Raw genomic sequence first — 14,766 nt, forward strand, 5'->3', positions numbered from 1 at the left:
GCATCAACCTTTCTTGAAGATGCCTTCGGGCCGCCACAGCAGCACCGCCGCCATGACCAGATAGACGACCATTCCCGACAGCTCCGGCACCAGCACCTTGCCGAAGGTGTCGGCAAAGCCGATGACCAGCGCCGCCACGAGGGCGCCCCACACCGAGCCGATGCCGCCGATCACGACGATCACGAAGGAGATGATCAGCACATGGCTGCCCATGTTGGGGAACACCGACGAGATCGGCGCCGCCAACATGCCGGCCAGCGCCGCCAGCGCCACGCCGAGGGCGAAGACGACCCGGTAGATCATGTTGATGTTGATGCCCAGCGCCTCGACCATCACCCGGTCGTGGTTGCCGGCGCGGATCATCATGCCCAGGCGGGTGCGCTGGATCACGAAGTACAGCGCCACCGCCAGCACGATGCACACCGCCGAGATCACCAGCCGGTACACCGGATAGCTCAGCACTTCGCTGAGCTGGATCGAGGCGCTGAACACCGCCGGGATATCCACCCCGTGCACTTCGTCGCCCACCAGCAGGCTGCGCACCTCCTCGAAGATCAGGATCAGGCCGTAGGTGAGCAGCACCTGCTCCAGGTGGTCGCGCTTGTAGAGGTGGGAAAACAGCGCCCATTCGAGGAAGGCCCCGAACAGCAGCGCCAGCGGAATGCCCAGCGCGATCGCCGCAAAAAGGTTGCCCGTGAGGCTCGCCAGCACGAAGGCCAGGTAGGCCCCGATCATGTAGAAACTGCCGTGGGCGAGGTTGATGATCCCCATGATGCCGAACACCAGCGTCAGCCCGCTTGCCACCAGAAAAAGTAGCAAGCCGTACTGCAGCGAGTTCAGCGTCTGGATCAGGAATGATGCGAAATCCATGACGTGCTCCTGCCCGGCCATCGCGGAGGGGTGGCCGGTGAAAGAGTGTTGAAGGTGGAGAGCCGAGCCCCGCAGGGCTCAGGGCATGCCCGCCGAAGCGCCCCGCGCAGGAGAGGCGGATCGTCGCCGGAGCCGGACGCAGCTCCGCCGCCCCGGCTCAACCCGGGCAGGGAGGCGCATCGACGCGGCGGCGATCCGGCCCGCTGGCGGGCCGGCAACGGACAGGCCCTTACATCTTGCAGCCGCGGGCCGGGTCGGCGAGACCCTTGATGAGGGTGCTGACGACCTTGTTCTGGCCGCCCTGGACTTCACGCAGGTAGATGTCCTGCACCGGGTTGTGGGCCTTTGAGAGGGTGAAGGTGCCACGCGGGCTGTCAACCTTGGCGCCCTCCATGGCCTTGATGATCTCGGCCTGCTTGGCGGGGTCGCCACCGGCGGCGCTCAGGCCGGCGTGATAAAGCTGGGCCGCGTCGTAGCCCTGCATCGCGTACACGTCGGGCTGCAGCTTGTAGGTCTTGGCGTAGTTGAGGCGGAAGGCCGCATCCTTCTTGTTGGGGAGGCCGTCGGCGTAGTGCAGGGTGGTCTGCAGGCCCTTGCCCGCCTCGCCCATCGCGTCGAGGGTGCCGTCGGTCAGGAAGCCCGAGGCGTACAGCGGGATGGTGTTCTTGAGGCCGGCCGCGTGGTAGTCGCGGACGAACTTGGCAGCCCCGGCGCCGGCAAAGAAGACATACACCGCGTCAGGCTTGAGCGCTGCGATCTCGGTCAGGAAGGGCTGGAACTCGACGTTCGGGAAGGGCAGCGTCATCTCCTTGACGATCTTGCCGCCGCCCTTCTCGAAGCTCTCCTTGAAGCCCTCGATGGACTGCTGGCCGAAGGAATACTTCCAGGTGAGGGTGACCACCCGCTTGTGGCCCTTGTCGGCCACCACCTTGCCCATCGCGTAGGCCGGCTGCCAGGCCGAGAACGAGGTGCGGAACAGGGTCGGCGCGCACAGCGGGCCGGTCAGCTCGTCGGCGCCGGCGTTGGCCACCAGGAAGAGCGTCTTGTTCTCGCGGGCGACCTTGGCCATTGCCAGCGCGACCCCCGAATGCACGGTGCCGACCAGCACGTCCACCTTGTCGCGCTTGATAAGCTTGTTGGCGTTCTCGGTGGCCTTGGAGGGGTCGGACTCATCGTCGACGGAGAAGTACTCCACCTCACGCCCACCCAGCTTGCCGCCCTGCTCCGTCACGAACAGCTTGAAGCCGTTGCCGATCGCCGTGCCTGGCGAGGCGTAGGTGCCGGTGGACGGCAGCATCAGGCCAACCTTGACCTTGGGCTGCGCCTGGGCATGAAGGGCACCGCAGGTGGCGGCGAGGGCAAGAGCGAGGGCTGCCTTGCCGAAGAATTGCTGAGTGGTTTTCATGAAAATGTCTCCTCGTCTCTTTGTACGATGGTGTGTTTATTCGGGTGTGGCGCTGAGTCGCGCAGGCTTGGAGTAGCAGGCACGCAGCCCAGTTGCCACTTCTTGAGATTACCTCAATTTATCGAGAAATCAATAGAATCTATCGAAAAATCGTGTATTTCTCATCGGCCCCAGCGCGCACAAGGCAGACAAGGCGCGGCGCAGGCACACCCGGACAGTGAATCGACGCGCCCCACCCCGAGCGTGCCAGTTCAAAGCAAGGTTAGCCCGCCGGTTTTGAAGAGTCGGAATGAGAGTACGGCTGGACGAGGACCGATTTTGTCGATTTTGCCGGCCCATGCATGCTTCATCGGCCGCCAGAGCGGCGAAACACGGGCCAGCCGGGCAGCCTAGCGGCCGATCACCTTCAAGTCCGACCGGCGCTAGGCCGCGCCCCGGTCGATGAGTGCGATCAGCACGTCTTCGGGGAGCTCGTCGCCCACCTGCACATGCACCGACACCACCCGCCCGGCCACGCTGGTGGGCACGTCGGTGCTGACCTTGCTGGTCTCGGTGCGGACGATGACCTGGTTGAAGCTGACCTCGTCGCCGGGGGCGATCAGCACCTCGGTGACGAAGGCGCCCTCGCCGGCGCAGTTGCCGCAGCTTTTCCAGCACACGGGCCACAGGGGCGAACGGACCTCGACGGGTGCGGACATGGCTCTCTTTCGCAGCGGGGCACCCGCCCTCAGCGGGTGCAGGCCTCGGCGGCCTTGGGTTCGAGGTGGGGCAGGATGACCGGACCCATCGACTTCAGGATCTGCACCGGCAGCGCCGAGGTGAAGTTGTACTTGCCGGCCTCGGGGCCCATGACGTAGGCGGTAAGCGTACCGAAGTGGCGCGGCCCGAGGTAGAACACGAAGGTGGCGGTGCGGTTGAGGGCCACGCCGCGGGCACTGCCGCGGCCGATCACGATGCGGTTGTCACCGGTGCCGGTCTTGCCGCCCAGGGCCAGCGGCGTGCCGTCGGCGAGCTTGAAGGCCCCCGCCAGGCGCCGCGCCGTGCCGCCCTCGACCACCTCCGACAGCGCCGTGCGCAGCGCCGTGGCCACCTCGGCCGGCAGCACCCGCTCGCCCTCGCCGGTCTTCGGCGCAAAGCGCGTCTCGTAGGGCGTGCCGACCGCAAAGTTGAGGCGGTCGACGCGCAGCGTGGGCTGGCGCACGCCGTCGTTGGCGATGATGCCCATCAGCTCGGCCAGCGCCGCCGGGCGGTCACCGGAGCTGCCCAGCGCGGTGGCGAACGAGGGCACCAGGTGGCCGAAGGGGTAACCCACCCGCGCCCAGCGCCGGTGGATGTCCACAAAGGCCTCGAGCTCCAGCATGGTGTAGATGCGGGAATCCTTGGCGCCCTTGTGGCGAGTGCGGAACAGCCAGCGGTACACCGCCTGGCGCTCTTCGGCGCTGTCCTTCACCACGTCGGCCCAGGTGGCGTCGGGCTTGTTCTGCAGATAGGCGGCGAGCCACAGCTGCAGCGGATGGATCCGCGCCACGTAGCCCCGGTCGGCCAGGTCGTAGGCCTCGAGGCCGTTGCGGGCGTAGAGCTTGTCGATGTTCTGCTCTGAGAACACCTTGCCGTCGAGCCGCTCTTTGAGGAACTCGCCCAGCGCCTGGGGCGTAGCCTTCGGCGACAGATAAAGGAACACCGCCGACAGGCGATCGACGCCAGGGCGCAGGTCGTCGAGCAGGTCTTCGCGGATCTCGTCCGGCTTCTTGCCGCGGTACTTGTTCCAGAAGCGGCGCAGGAAAACCTGCCCCTCCCGGTCGGCGAAGCGGGCGAGGTATTCCTGCCGCCGCGGGTCGTCTTCGTCCTCGAGGAGCCTGGAGAGGTTATCCGGGCCCTGGTAGATGGTGTGGCGCACCACGTCGCGCATGATGCGCACGAAGGGCAGGTTGATCGAGCCCTGCAGGGCCTCGCGCACGGTGGGCTGGCGGCCGTCGTCCTGGTGGCGGAAGTTGTTGAAGGTGTGCACGCCGCCGCCGGTGAAGAAACCCTCGCCGGGGCTGGCGGAGTAGCGCCGCTCGAGGGCGGCCTGGAGCATCGCCGGCAGGCCGCGGTCCTTGGCGGCGGCGAGGTATTCCACCGCCCACAGGCTCAGCCGGTCGCGGGAATCGGGCTTGACGGCGCGCAGCTCGGCGAGCGTCTTGCCGGCGTATTTTTCGTGCAGCTCGGCGACGATCTCGAGGTAGGTGGTGAGCACCCGCAGCTTGGCGGTGGAGCCGAGCTCGAGCTTGCTGCCTTCGTTGATGTCGAGGGCCTGGTCGCTGGTGTCGGTCTGCACCCGCACGCGGTTGCCGCCGGGGGTGCTCTCGACCAGGTTGAAGCTGTAGCGCACCGCCTTCAGGCTGGCCGGGCTGAGCATGCGCTCGCCGGCGAGGCCCTGCTTGCGGGCGAACTCGGGCTCGGCGAGGCGCTCGAGAAACTCGCTGACCTCTTTCTGCAGGGCGCCGTCGAGGGTGGTGGACACGTCGGCGTCGAAGCGGTCGAGCTCGTAGAGCGAGGCGTCGAGCATGCCCGCCAGGCGGTTGCGGAGGGTGATCGTGCCCTTGCCCAGGTCGGCGGGCAGGAGGGCCGGGTTGGCCTGCATGTCGCGAAACTTGAGGGGTTCGGCGAGGGCCGCGTCGCGCAGGGCGGGGCTGATCACGCCGTTTTCGGCAAACAGGCGCAGATAGCTCGCCGACAACTGCCCCAGCCGCTCGCGCCCGCCACCGGCAAGGTAAAACGACGGCCGGCGGTGGGCGATCATCAGCGCCACCACCTGGTGCAGCGCGCGGCCCTGGGCGGCCAGGTCCGCGCCGCTGGCTTCGGGCGCGGCGAGCAGCTTGTTGGCGGCGTCGAAATCGGCAGCGAACCACACCCACAGGCCGTCGCCGAGGCCATTGACCTCACCATGCCCGGGCGCCGCCGACAGCGGCACGGTGTTGAGGTAGTCGAGCAGCAGGCGCCGGCGGGCCGGCAGGGTTTCCTCGCCGTCCTGGTAGGCGCGCACGCTGGCCGAGGCCATCTGGCGCAGCTTCTCGCTGCCGCTGTAGGTGACGCCGTCGCGGGAGTGGCGGAACTTTTCGATCTGGGTGGCCAGGGTGCTGCCGCCGGGGGCGTCGAAATCGCTGCTCACCAGGTGCCCGACCCGGCCGAGCACGGCGCGGGCGAAGCGCACCCAGTCGACGGCCGGGTTCATCTGCGGGCGGGACTCGTCGAGGAGGTCGCGGTTCTCGATGAACATCAGCGCCTGGGCCACCCGCGGCGGCACCGCGGCGAAGTCGGCGTAGCCCCGGTAGGGGTAGCGGAAGCCATGCAGCGGCTTGCCGCGGCAGTCGGCCATGTCGAGGCCGGCGCGGGTCTTCTCGCGATAGGGGGCGAACAGGCCGTGGCCGGTGTATTCGAGTAGGTCCTTCGAGAAGCGGGCCTGCTCGGTGAGCGCGTAGCCGCGATCAGTAAGGCGCTGGGCAAAGCGCGGCAGCTCGGTGTAGCCCATGCGCTGGTCGAAGGGGCCGTGGAGCGGAAAGCGGATCGCCTCGCTGGGGCCCTTCAGCACCTGGAAGCTCAGGCTGCGGGCATAGGCCGCCAGCTGCGTGGCCTGGAAACGGGAGGTCTCGATCTCTTCGGCCACCCAGTAGCCGCCGGCCGCGAGCAGCACCGCCAGCAGCCCGACCGCCTTGGCGTGGCGACGCAGGAAACCGCGGGTGGGCGGGGGCGGAGCGGGAGGCTCGGCGGGCGGAGGCGTGTCATCGGAAAGCGACGCTGCAGGGGGCGCCTCGGCAGGAGGCATCCCTGCGGAGGGCGTATCGGCGGCAGGCGTTGCGACGGGATCGTTGGGGCTCACAGGGGGAATCTTCGATGTTGCACCGCCGCAAGTATCGCCCATCCGGCATGACGGAATCGAGATAAATACGGCGTGCCGCCGGGCGGCAGCGGGGTGGATGTGGTCAGGTGACTTTCTTGAACAGCGCGGCCGTCTCGAGGGACTCGATGGGCTTGTAGAAGAGCTCGCCGAAGATGCGGTCGACCATCGTGTAGCGGCCGTCGCTGAGCAGCACGGAATGGCAGATGTTGTCGGCGGTGCTCTCGAAATGGCGGATGCCGTACTCGGCGAGGTCCATGTCGAGCACGTACTCGCAGTCGCGCCCGATGCCGGGGGAGACGTCGAAGTAGGTTTTGGCGGCGGCGTCCACGTTCCACCAGTGCTGCACGATCTCGGTCTTGTTGAGCGCCTTGTCGTGGGGCCGCACCAGCCAGCCGCTGACGATCTTGATGTTGCGCTCGCGGTCGATGCGGCGGTGGGCGTTCATGTAGCCATTGCCGTCCTCACCGCCGCCGATCTGCTGGACGCTGACCTGCTTCACCGCGTACTTGGCAAACGGCTGCCGGTCTCGGATGAAATCCCTGGTGGCTTTGTACATGGGCGTGGAACCTGGAGAGTGAGCCTGGAGTCGGTGCCGCCGCAGCCGGGCGGGAACACGGCGAAAGCCCCGGATTATGGCCCAAAATGGCCTTCTGCCAAGGGCCAGCCACGCAGCCGGCACGCTCCTACCGGCGCACCCGCCCCGAGGAGCCCGCCGACGCCCGCGGGGCCGGCCGGGTGATCAGCGCCGGCGCCCCGGGCCGTTGCCCCCGGCCGGCGCATAGGCGCAGTAGCCCGGCCGCGGCCCGACCTGGGGGTGCTTGCGGCAGGTGTCGGGGCGCTGTTCGTACACCGTGCAGCGGCGCGTCGATGCGTCGAGGTACAGGCAATCGCCGCTGGCCCGGCGGGCCAGGGTGAAGATGCTGCGCTTGAAGTTGAAATGCTCGACCACGCCGGCCTTGGCGAGGCGCCGGGCGATCTGCTTGGGCGCCTCATGCTCGGCCTCGAAGGCGTCCACCAGCTGCAGCCGCACCAGGTCGGGCAGCCGCACCTCCACCGGCATGGTGCAGCAGTTGGCCACGCAGCCGGTGCACAGGCCATTGCGGTAGCGGGTCCAGGTGTCCAGACGATCGACGTCCACCTGGGAAGAGCCGGTTGATGCCATCGAAACTCCCTCGGGTTGCAGACAAACCCGGCCGGGGCAGGCCAGGCCGGGGGCGCATGTATCGGCCCCGGGGCCCGCTTCTGTCAAGGGCAAGCTGACGGGCCGCTTGGGCGGCGCACCACACCGGGGCATAATTGACATAAATTCACCCAAAGAGACCCCCGATGTCCCTGCGCCATTTTCTCACCGCCGCCCTGCTCGCCGTGGCCCTGCCGTCCGCCTCGGCCCAGGAGCCCTCCTACCGCTTCTCGCCGGTCAATCAGTGGGACATCAACAAAACCGCCGCCTACTGGAACCCGATCATCCAGTACGTCTCCGAGAAGAGCGGCGTGAAACTCCAGCTCAAGATCGGGCGCACCTCGGCCGACACTACCAGCTATGTGCTGGCCCAGGAGGTCGAATTCGTGTTCAGCAACCATCTGTTCAGCCCGGAGCGCGAGGCGCTCGGCTGGAAGGTCTTCGGGCGCCGCAACGCGCCGGCGCTCCATGGCCAGATCGCCGTACCCGCCGATTCGCCGATCACCCGGCTCGAGGAGCTCCAGGGCCAGGAGGTGGCCTTTGCCGGGCCGGAAGCCTTCATCGGCTACAAGGTGCCCTACGCGCACCTGGCCTCGAAGGGCGTCGACGTGAAGGTGGTCTTCGGCGGCAACCAGAACGCGGCGATCGCCCAGATGTTCGCCGGCAAGGCCAAGGCCACCGGCAGCAACTCGATGCTGATCGAGGGCTACGCCAGGCGCGAAAACAAGAAGTTCCGCATCCTGTGGACCTCCGAGCCCTACCACGACCTCGCCCTGATGGCCTCGGGCAAGGTGCCCGACAAGGACCTCAAGGCGGTGGCGGGTGCCTTCCTCGGCATGCATAAGGACGCCCGCGGCCGCGAGGTGCTGCACAAGGCCTCCCAGGAGGTCGGGCTCGATGCCGACGCCTACTTCATCCCGGCCAGCGGCAGCGACTACGCCGCCTATCGCAAGTTTTACCAGAGCGCCCCCGCCGGCGTGCGCTGAGCCTTCACAGTGGCCAAGCTCGCTGCCCTGCTGCCCAAGTCCCTGGTGGCGCGCATCTACGCGCTCTACTCGGCGGCCCTGCTGTTTTTCGTCGGCGGCGGCCTCGGCCTCTTCTACCAATATCAGTTCGCCCAGCAGCTCGAAACGGCCCAGCAGTCGGCCACCATGCTGATCGAGGTCACTGCCCAGACGATAGCCGACAGCGCCGTGATCGGCGACTACGACACCATCCGGCGCACCCTCGAGAGATCCACCCTGCGCTCCCAGTTCGCCGCGGCCACCTTCATCGACATGGGCGGCGGCCGGCTCCACAGCGAGAGCCGCACGCCCCCCGCCGCCCCGGCGCCGGCCTGGCTGCAGGCGCGCATCGCGGAGCATCTCTACGAGGTCAACCGGGTGATCAGCGCCGGCGGGCGCGACTACGGCGTGCTGCGCCTGGCCTTCGACGTGGACATGATCGCCGGCAGCCTGTGGGTGCTGTTCCGCAACGCCCTGCTACTCACCGTGCTGGGCTTGTCGGGCGGGCTGCTGATGATCTGGTTTCCCCTCAAGCGCTGGCTCGGGCCCCTCGGCCGGGTGCGCAGCCTCGAGGACGGCGAGGCCCCCGGCGCCCTGGCCGAGCACACCGCGGCGCTGGCCGAGCTGCCCCTCGAGTTCCGGCCGATGTTCGACGTGCTGCACCAGACCGCCAGCCGCCTGCAGCACGAGCTGGCCACCCGCGAGAAGGCCCTGGTCTCGCTGCGGCAGGTGCTCGCCGACCTGCAGGCCCTGCCGGCCAGCCCCGGCAGCCCCAGCGGCAACGACATCGAGGGCATGACCGCGGCGATCAGCCGCCTGGTGGCCGAACGGGAAGCCGGCCGCCTCGCCCTCGAACAGGCCCGCGACGCCGCAGAGGCCGCCAACCGCGCCAAGAGCGACTTCCTGGCCAACATGAGCCACGAGATCCGCACCCCCATGAACGGCATCCTGGGCATGACCGAGCTGGCGCTGCAGACCCCGCTCAGCGATGAGCAGCGGGACTACCTGCAGATCGTCAGCAGCTCGGCCGACGCGCTGCTCACCATCATCAACGACATCCTCGACTTCTCGAAGATCGAGGCCGGCAAGCTGCGCATCGAGAACATCCCCTTCGACCTGCCCGGCCTGCTCGAGGAAACCCTGCCGGCGATCACCGTCAAGGCGCGGGAGAAGCGGCTCACGCTCAAGTGGGGCATCGGCGCGGGCGTGCCCAGTTTCATCGCGGGCGACCCGGTGCGGGTGCGCCAGGTGCTGCTCAACCTGCTCAGCAACGCCGTCAAGTTCACCGAACAAGGCGAGGTGGAGCTCACGGTGCGGCGCGAGCCCGGCGCCCCGGGAATGCCCGACATCCTCTGCTTCTCGGTGCGCGACACCGGCATCGGGATCACCCCCGAGGCCCAGCGCCACATCTTCGAAGCCTTCTCCCAGGCCGACAACTCGGTCACCCGCAAATTCGGCGGCACCGGCCTGGGGCTGTCGATCTCCAGCCACCTGGTCACCCTGATGGGCGGCGAGATCCGCCTCGACAGCGCGCCCGGCCGCGGCTCCACCTTCTGCTTCACCCTGCCCTGCCGGCCGGCCGAGGCGCCGGCCCCGGCGCGGCAGGCCCCGCAGGCAGCAGCCGCCCTTGCCAGCGGCCTGCCGGTGCTGCTGGTCGAGGACAACCGGATCAACCAGCGGCTGGCCAGCAAGCTGCTGGAAGACCGCGGCTACCGGGTCACCCTCGCCGAGAACGGGCAGCTCGCGCTCGACGCCCTGGTCCAGGCCCGCTTCGCCGCGGTGCTGATGGACATGCAGATGCCGGTCATGGACGGCCTCGAAGCCACCCGCCGCATCCGCGCCCGCGAGGCCGCCGAGGCCCGGGCCCGCACCCCGATCATCGCGATGACCGCCAACGCCATGCAGGGCGACCGGGAGCGCTGCCTGGCCGCCGGCATGGACGACTACATCAGCAAGCCGATCAACGCCGACGAACTCTTCCGCCAGCTCGAAGGCTGGGCGCAGGCCCGGCCGGCGGCCTGAACGACAAGCCCGGCAGCGGGCCGCCCGCAATCCGTCGACGCCCCTTCCCTGCACGCGGCAGACCATCGCCGCCCCGCCCTCGAACGCAAAACCGCCAAACTTTCCGGTATCGTGGCCGTTGACCACGGGGTGCCCGTTTCGGCTTTGTCCGGGCGGGCCGGAGCTCATCGAAAACCCACACCGCCATCCAGCACGGCGGCACGCACCAGACTCCTGCGGGGAACACCATGATTCGCACCCTGATCGCCACCACCCGCCCGGCCTTGCCCGGGCCCCGGGAAGGCTGACCCGATGCCCGACCAAGACGCCGGCAGCCTGAGCTTCAAGCTGGTTTATTACGGCCCGGCCCAGAGCGGCAAGACCACCAACCTGCTGCGCCTCCACGACCTCCTGTCGCCCGAGCTCAAGGGCGAGGTAATGACCATGGAGACCAAGGACGACCGCACTCTCTTCTTCGATCTGCTCCCGCTCGGCTTTCGCGCCCCCTCGGGGCTGCTGATCAAGCTGCGCCTGTTCACGGTGCCCGGCCAGGTGGCCCACGACGGCACCCGCAAGGCCGTGCTGTCACGGGCCGACGGGATCGTCTTCGTGGCCGACTCCGACCGCACCCAAGAGACCAACAACGGCGAGGCCTTCCAGAGCATGGCCGACAACTGCCACCGGGTCGGGCTGGATTTCGAGCACATCCCCCTCGTCGTCCAGTTCAACAAGCGCGACCTGCCCGGCGCGGTGCCCGAGGCCGAGATCCGCGAGCGCTGGGAGGCCGCGCCGTGGCCGCTGCACTTCGCGGTGGCCCTCACCGGCGACGGCGTCGAGGCCACCTTCGAATCCCTGCTGCGGGCGCTCTACCGGCGCCACGACGCCGAGCTCGGGCTGGCCCGCGATCACGGCGTCAGCGAACAAGCCTTCGTTGCCGGCATCCTGGGGCGGCCATGAACAGCTCCGACTTCGATCGCGAATGGCGGCTCGGCGAACTCTTCGACGCGCGGATGCTGGAGCGCGTCGCGCCCCCGCTGGCCGAGCTGCTCGGCGCCGACCTGGCCATCCTCGACCGTGACGGCGCCCCGCTGTGGGGGCGGCCCGCCGCCGAGGCCCGGCGCGAGGCGCTGGTGCTCGAGATCGAGCCCGCCGGCTACCTCGCCAGCAGCACCGCCGACCCGGCCCGCCTGCACAGCGCCGGCCGGATGTTCACCGCCCTGCTGCGCGCCGAGGCCCGCTACCGCATGGCCTCGGCCCTGCACATCGAGGCGATCACCCAGGACTTCGAGACCCTCAAGCTCGAACACTCCCGGCTGCTCGCCTCCGAGGCCCGCTACCGCAAGCTGTCCGAAGAGCTCGAAGCCCGCGTGGAGGCCCAGGTGGCCGACCTCGAGGCCCGCCAGCAGCAGCTCTACCAGGCCGAAAAGCTCGCCTCGATCGGCCAGCTCGCTGCCGGCACGGCCCACGAGATCAACAACCCGCTGGGCTTCGTCAGCAGCAACCTGGGCAGCTTCAAACTCTACCTCGACAAGTTTGCCGCTCTCCACGGGCGGCTGGCCGAGGGCGAGGCGGCGTGGCAGAGCCTCGACCTCGACTTCGTCCTCGAGGACGGCGCCGAGCTGCTCGCCGACTGCACCACCGGGCTCGAGCGGATCGCCCGCATCGTGGCCGACCTCAAGAGCTTCTCGAACGAGGGCCGGCCGCCCACCGAGCTGGCCGACCTCAACGGCTGCCTGCAGCACGCGGTGAGCGTGGTCGGCACGCCGCCGGCCGGCATCCAGCTGCACACCTCGCTCGCTCCGCTGCCGCAGCTCGCCTGCAACCCGGGGCACCTCAACCAGGTCTTCTTCAGCCTGATCCGCAACGCCATGCAGGCCATCCAGGACGCCGGCCGGCCGGGCACCGTGGGCATCGCCAGCGAGGCCAGCCCCGCCGGCATCCACATCCGCATCGCCGACGACGGCGTCGGCATGAGCCCGGCCCAACTGGCGAAGGCCTTCGAGCCCTTCTACACCACCCGCGCCATTGGCACCGGCACCGGGCTCGGCCTGTCCACCGCCCGCAACATCGTGCTCGCCCACCACGGAAGCATCGAGCTGGCCAGCACCCCGGGCGCGGGCACCACGGCAACGCTCTTCTTTCCGACCGCGCCATGACCGACTACAAGAGCCTGTTCACCGGCAGGAGCGATGCGCCGCAAGCGCCGGCGAGCCACCTCACGCCGCCCAAATATCGCCTGCTGCTGGTGGATGACGAGCCAGGCATCGTCAATGCGCTGCGCCGGGTGTTCCGCCAGGAAAACTACGAGATCGTCACCGCCAACAGCGGCCAGGACGGGCTGGCCCGGCTCGCCGAGGGGCCGGTGCAGCTGGTCATCAGCGACTTCATGATGCCGGGCATGAACGGCGCCCAGTTCCTCCGCGAGGTCAAGCAACGCTCCCCCGACACGATCCGCATCATGCTCACCGGCCACGCCAACACCGACGCGGTGATGGGCGCGATCAACGAAGGCGCGGTGTACAAGTTCATCCTCAAGCCCTGGAACGACGACGACCTGCGCGTTACCGTGGCGCTGGCGCTGGAGCAGTTCGACCTGATCACCCGCAACCGGGCGCTCAAGACCGAGAACGCCCAGAAGGCCAAGGAGATCTCCGCCCTCTCCAAGCTGGCCGCCACCCACCGCAGCCGGCTGGGGATCATGCTGCACAAGAAAAACCTGCTGTCGTCGGCCCAGCTGCAGGAGCTCACGCTGCTGCAGGAGCGCCGCTCGGAGCCGATGATCGCGTTGCTGCTCGAGAAGGACTGGGTGGAGGAGCGCAAGATCCGCAAGCTGCTCACCAGCGATCTGCTGATCGAGGAAGTCCAGCTGCCCGAATTTGCGATCGACCCGGTGCTCACCGAGATCATCCCGCGCAGCTTCTGCTCGCGCCAGCTGGTGGTGCCCCTCAAGCTGCAAGGCAAGCACCTGATGATCGCGATGGCCGACCCCCTCGACGAGGGGCTGGTGGACGAGGTGCGCTTCACCGCCGGGCTCGACCTGCAGATCGTCACCGCCGACGTGGCGGCGATCCGCAAGAAGATCGAGGAGGTCTACGGCAGCGGCAGCGACGTGGACTTCAAGGAGCTCGAAACCCTCATCGCCTCACCCGACCCCTACGAGGGCATCGAGATCGTCATCGAGGACGACGACGGGGCGCGTCTCGAAGACCTGCTCCGCGAGACCGAGGCGCCGCCGGCGATTCGCCTGGCCAACGCCATCATCATCGAGGCGATCCGCCTCGGCGCCTCCGATATCCACATCCAGCCGCGCACCAAGAGCGTGGTGGTGCGCTACCGCATAGACGGGGTGCTGATCGACAAGATCCAGATCCCCCACCAGCAGCACCAGTCGCTGGTGTCGCGGCTCAAGATCATGTCGGAACTCGACATCTCGGAGCGCCGCCACCCGCAGGACGGCCGCATCACCGTCAAGACCCCGATGCGGATGGTCGACCTGCGCATCTCCACCCTGCCCACGATCAACGGCGAGAAGGTGGTGATGCGCATCCTCGACCGCAACTCGGCGGTGCATAGCCTCGCCAATCTGGGCTTCTCGCCCGTCGACCTGCCCCGCGTCACCGACACGGTGGCGCGACCCCAGGGCATCATCCTGGCCACCGGCCCCACCGGCAGCGGCAAGACCACCACGCTGTATTCGCTGCTCCAGCACGACGCCACGCCCGACAAGAACTACGTCACCATCGAAGACCCGGTCGAGTACTACCTCGACATGGCCGGCCAGGTGCTGGTGCGCGAGAAGATCGGGCTGACCTTCCCGAGCGTGCTGCGCGCCCTGCTGCGCCAGGACCCGGACGTGATCCTGCTCGGCGAGATCCGCGACTTCGAGACCGCCGAGGTGGCCTTCCACGCCGCCCTCACCGGCCACCTGGTGTATTCGACGCTGCACACCAACTCCGCCGTCGCCACCATCGCCCGGCTGTTCGACCTGGGCCTCAAGCCCTACGTGGTGGCCAGCGCGCTGGAGGGCATCATCGCCCAGCGCCTGGTGCGCCAGGTGTGCCCCAAGTGCCGCGAGGCGGTGGCCGCCGACCCCGCCCTGCGCCGCCGCCTGGGCGGTGACTATGCCGGCATCCAGCAGACCTTCCGCGGCAGGGGCTGCACCGACTGCCACGGCACCGGCTACAAGGGGCGGGTGGCACTTTATGAGGTGCTGGCGATGGACGACGAGCTGCGCGACTGCATCGGCAGCGGCGCGAGCGTGCTGGAGATCCGCCGCAAGGTGCGCGGCAAGGGCCAGCGCGGCATCGGCCAGCACGGCCTGGAGAAAGTCCAGGCCGGCGTCACCACCCTCGACGAGATCCTGCGCGTGCTCGGCCCGCAGGCCGGGGAATCCAGCTGAGCCTGCCCGGCGACACCGGGCCAAAAG

At 68.5% G+C, this 14,766-nt stretch carries 11 protein-coding genes; 5 read left to right on the plus strand and 6 right to left on the minus strand.

The window, feature by feature from the left end; genetic code table 11:
• Positions 1-3: 3 nt before the first annotated feature.
• From ZRA01_RS06255 to ZRA01_RS06280, 6 genes are all read right to left on the minus strand, one after another.
• Complete coding sequence (locus ZRA01_RS06255; RefSeq protein ID WP_141350356.1) at positions 4-870, minus strand: branched-chain amino acid ABC transporter permease; 867 nt, start codon at positions 868-870, stop codon at positions 4-6.
• A 229-nt stretch (positions 871-1,099) separates the two neighbouring features.
• On the minus strand, positions 1,100-2,275 hold the full coding sequence (locus ZRA01_RS06260) for an ABC transporter substrate-binding protein (RefSeq protein ID WP_141350358.1): 1,176 nt from the start codon (positions 2,273-2,275) through the stop codon (positions 1,100-1,102).
• Positions 2,276-2,697: 422 nt separating this feature from the next.
• Positions 2,698-2,973 (minus strand): biotin/lipoyl-containing protein, encoded by a 276-nt coding sequence (locus tag ZRA01_RS06265; protein WP_141350360.1) that lies wholly within the window; start codon positions 2,971-2,973, stop codon positions 2,698-2,700.
• Between the two features lie 29 nt (positions 2,974-3,002).
• A complete protein-coding gene (locus ZRA01_RS06270) occupies positions 3,003-6,080 on the minus strand; it encodes a transglycosylase domain-containing protein (RefSeq protein WP_141350471.1) in 3,078 nt (1,025 codons plus the stop codon).
• A 157-nt stretch (positions 6,081-6,237) separates the two neighbouring features.
• Positions 6,238-6,711: a hypothetical protein gene (locus ZRA01_RS06275; RefSeq protein WP_141350362.1), complete on the minus strand. Its 474-nt coding sequence runs from the start codon at positions 6,709-6,711 to the stop codon at positions 6,238-6,240.
• A 183-nt stretch (positions 6,712-6,894) separates the two neighbouring features.
• Positions 6,895-7,317: a YkgJ family cysteine cluster protein gene (locus tag ZRA01_RS06280; protein WP_141350364.1), complete on the minus strand. Its 423-nt coding sequence runs from the start codon at positions 7,315-7,317 to the stop codon at positions 6,895-6,897.
• Positions 7,318-7,481: 164 nt separating this feature from the next.
• Between ZRA01_RS06280 and ZRA01_RS06285 the strand changes: the two genes are divergently transcribed.
• From ZRA01_RS06285 to ZRA01_RS06305, 5 genes are all read left to right on the plus strand, one after another.
• Positions 7,482-8,321 (plus strand): phosphate/phosphite/phosphonate ABC transporter substrate-binding protein, encoded by an 840-nt coding sequence (locus ZRA01_RS06285; RefSeq protein WP_141350366.1) that lies wholly within the window; start codon positions 7,482-7,484, stop codon positions 8,319-8,321.
• A gap of 9 nt (positions 8,322-8,330) precedes the next feature.
• Entirely contained in the window at positions 8,331-10,361 is a 2,031-nt protein-coding gene (locus tag ZRA01_RS06290; protein ID WP_141350367.1) for a hybrid sensor histidine kinase/response regulator, read from the plus strand.
• Positions 10,362-10,652: 291 nt separating this feature from the next.
• Positions 10,653-11,297 (plus strand): GTP-binding protein, encoded by a 645-nt coding sequence (locus ZRA01_RS06295; RefSeq protein ID WP_141350369.1) that lies wholly within the window; start codon positions 10,653-10,655, stop codon positions 11,295-11,297.
• Entirely contained in the window at positions 11,294-12,496 is a 1,203-nt protein-coding gene (locus ZRA01_RS06300; RefSeq protein WP_141350371.1) for a sensor histidine kinase, read from the plus strand. Before ZRA01_RS06295 ends, ZRA01_RS06300 begins: the two co-directional genes overlap by 4 nt.
• Positions 12,493-14,739, plus strand: a complete 2,247-nt coding sequence (locus tag ZRA01_RS06305; protein ID WP_141350373.1) for an ATPase, T2SS/T4P/T4SS family — start codon at positions 12,493-12,495, stop codon at positions 14,737-14,739. Before ZRA01_RS06300 ends, ZRA01_RS06305 begins: the two co-directional genes overlap by 4 nt.
• The last annotated feature ends 27 nt before the right edge of the window (positions 14,740-14,766 follow it).

Origin of the sequence: Zoogloea ramigera (genome assembly GCF_006539865.1) — a bacterium.
Lineage (GTDB): Bacteria > Pseudomonadota > Gammaproteobacteria > Burkholderiales > Rhodocyclaceae > Zoogloea > Zoogloea ramigera.

What these genes read in the sequence shown, in the direction of transcription:
- ZRA01_RS06265 (WP_141350360.1), bottom strand. Translation starts at nt 2,973, where the DNA reads ATGTCCGCACCCGTCGAGGTCCGTTCGCCCCTGTGGCCCGTGTGCTGG.
- ZRA01_RS06300 (WP_141350371.1), top strand. Translation starts at nt 11,294, where the DNA reads ATGAACAGCTCCGACTTCGATCGCGAATGGCGGCTCGGCGAACTCTTC.
- ZRA01_RS06280 (WP_141350364.1), bottom strand. Translation starts at nt 7,317, where the DNA reads ATGGCATCAACCGGCTCTTCCCAGGTGGACGTCGATCGTCTGGACACC.
- ZRA01_RS06255 (WP_141350356.1), bottom strand. Translation starts at nt 870, where the DNA reads ATGGATTTCGCATCATTCCTGATCCAGACGCTGAACTCGCTGCAGTAC.
- ZRA01_RS06260 (WP_141350358.1), bottom strand. Translation starts at nt 2,275, where the DNA reads ATGAAAACCACTCAGCAATTCTTCGGCAAGGCAGCCCTCGCTCTTGCC.
- ZRA01_RS06305 (WP_141350373.1), top strand. Translation starts at nt 12,493, where the DNA reads ATGACCGACTACAAGAGCCTGTTCACCGGCAGGAGCGATGCGCCGCAA.
- ZRA01_RS06275 (WP_141350362.1), bottom strand. Translation starts at nt 6,711, where the DNA reads ATGTACAAAGCCACCAGGGATTTCATCCGAGACCGGCAGCCGTTTGCC.
- ZRA01_RS06295 (WP_141350369.1), top strand. Translation starts at nt 10,653, where the DNA reads ATGCCCGACCAAGACGCCGGCAGCCTGAGCTTCAAGCTGGTTTATTAC.
- ZRA01_RS06270 (WP_141350471.1), bottom strand. Translation starts at nt 6,080, where the DNA reads ATGCCTCCTGCCGAGGCGCCCCCTGCAGCGTCGCTTTCCGATGACACG.
- ZRA01_RS06285 (WP_141350366.1), top strand. Translation starts at nt 7,482, where the DNA reads ATGTCCCTGCGCCATTTTCTCACCGCCGCCCTGCTCGCCGTGGCCCTG.